This window comes from Vibrio sp. 661 (genome assembly GCF_033339315.1).
Lineage (GTDB): Bacteria > Pseudomonadota > Gammaproteobacteria > Enterobacterales > Vibrionaceae > Vibrio > Vibrio alginolyticus.
Map to the genome: position 1 here is coordinate 1 of NZ_JAWOUJ010000057.1, position 1422 is coordinate 1422.

Sequence of the window (1422 nt, forward strand, 5' to 3'; positions counted from 1 at the left end):
AATATTGACGATGATAGCCAGTAGACCAAACCCAAGCCAAACTCCCCAGTTACGAGGATGGAGAAGGGAAAGAGAAAATTCGGGCTGCGTGTATTTGTCTTTACTCATAATCTCTACTTAATTTGTGCACTGAGTAGTGCCCAATACTCGTCAAAGTTTGCAGTAGGTTGGTACTTGAAATCGCTGCGCACAAAACGGTTCAGGCTGCCTTCAACTTGCCCAAGAATTTGCGCAGCAAGAATGCGCTCTTCTACAGGGAAAGATTTACCTTCACGAATTTTACGCTCACGCAGAATCTGACGTAGTTGGGTTTCGATACGTTCAAACAGCTGGTTGATGCGTTCACGTAGACGTTCGTTTTCAAACATTAAAGCATGACCAGACAGAATACGTGTCAAGCCAGGGTTACGTTCTGAAAATGCAAGAATCAGGTGCATTACCATACGAATACGCTCTAGTGTATCTTTCTCGTCATCTAAAATGCGGTTGATGCGAGTCATCAAGGCTTCTTCGATGAACTCAATCAAACCTTCAAACATGCGAGCTTTACTTGGGAAATGACGGTACAACGCGGCTTCGGAGCCGCCGACTTGTTTTGCCAATTTTGCCGTAGTAATGCGTGAAGCGCCTTCTGCAGATTCAAGCATTTGTGCTAATGCTTGCAAGATCTCTTCACGACGATTGGATTTTTTACTGCCGGCCATTAGTTACTTCCTTTCAAAATACAAAGTTGAGCGGAGGGGATTATAAGATGCTAAGTCGCATCACACTAGACTGCTGAGGGCGGAATGGGAGATTTAACACCCTCAGTTGTCATGTTTAGACTAAATTTGTGCCAGTTCTTAATTAGAAAATAAGTGCGAATTACATCAATTCACGCATTTTCTCGAGGATTTTGAAGCTCAGGGCTTCTTTTGACTCTAGAGCTAATGCAAGCTCACCATCAGGCCAAAATAGGGTGATGGCGTTGTCATTACTATTGAAGCCTTGGCCTTCGACTGACACATCGTTAGCGCAGATCATATTGAGGTTTTTCTTCGCTAACTTTCCTCGGGCATAAGTTTCGACATCGTTGGTTTCTGCTGCAAAACCTACCGTAAATGGGCGCTTATCAGTCAGTGCTGCGACGGACGCTACAATATCAGGGTTTTTCACCATTTTGATGGTCATCTGATCGTTGTCTGCCGTCTTTTTCAACTTTTGAGACGCAATGGCCTCAGGTCGATAATCCGCTACTGCCGCGCAGCTGATGAACGCATCGTGACTGATGGCTTGAGCCATCACGGCCTCATACATTTCTTGTGCGCTAGATACCTTAATGCGCTCCACTCCCATCGGTGTGCTCAGGTTGACAGGGCCGCTCACTAGTGTGACTTTTGCGCCTAACTGCGCGGCAGCGTTTGCTAGTGCATACCCCATTTT

2 protein-coding genes and 1 pseudogene are annotated in these 1422 nt (G+C 45.7%); all 3 read right to left on the reverse strand.

Annotated features, from left to right (window positions below; all coding sequences use genetic code 11):
* A pseudogene (locus R7P69_RS24625) lies at nt 1-108 on the reverse strand (lipid A biosynthesis lauroyl acyltransferase); the annotation flags it as partial.
* A gap of 5 nt (nt 109-113) precedes the next feature.
* The gene (gene slmA, locus R7P69_RS24630) at nt 114-704 is read right to left on the reverse strand and encodes a nucleoid occlusion factor SlmA (RefSeq protein WP_318121744.1); all 591 of its coding nucleotides are present in this window, start codon (nt 702-704) and stop codon (nt 114-116) included.
* A gap of 160 nt (nt 705-864) precedes the next feature.
* On the reverse strand, nt 865-1422 hold a 558-nt coding region (locus tag R7P69_RS24635; RefSeq protein WP_318121745.1), incomplete at its 5' end, for a phosphopantothenoylcysteine decarboxylase.

Excerpts from the sequence above, each read along its gene's own strand:
- slmA (WP_318121744.1), bottom strand. The coding sequence starts at position 704 with ATGGCCGGCAGTAAAAAATCCAATCGTCGTGAAGAGATCTTGCAAGCA.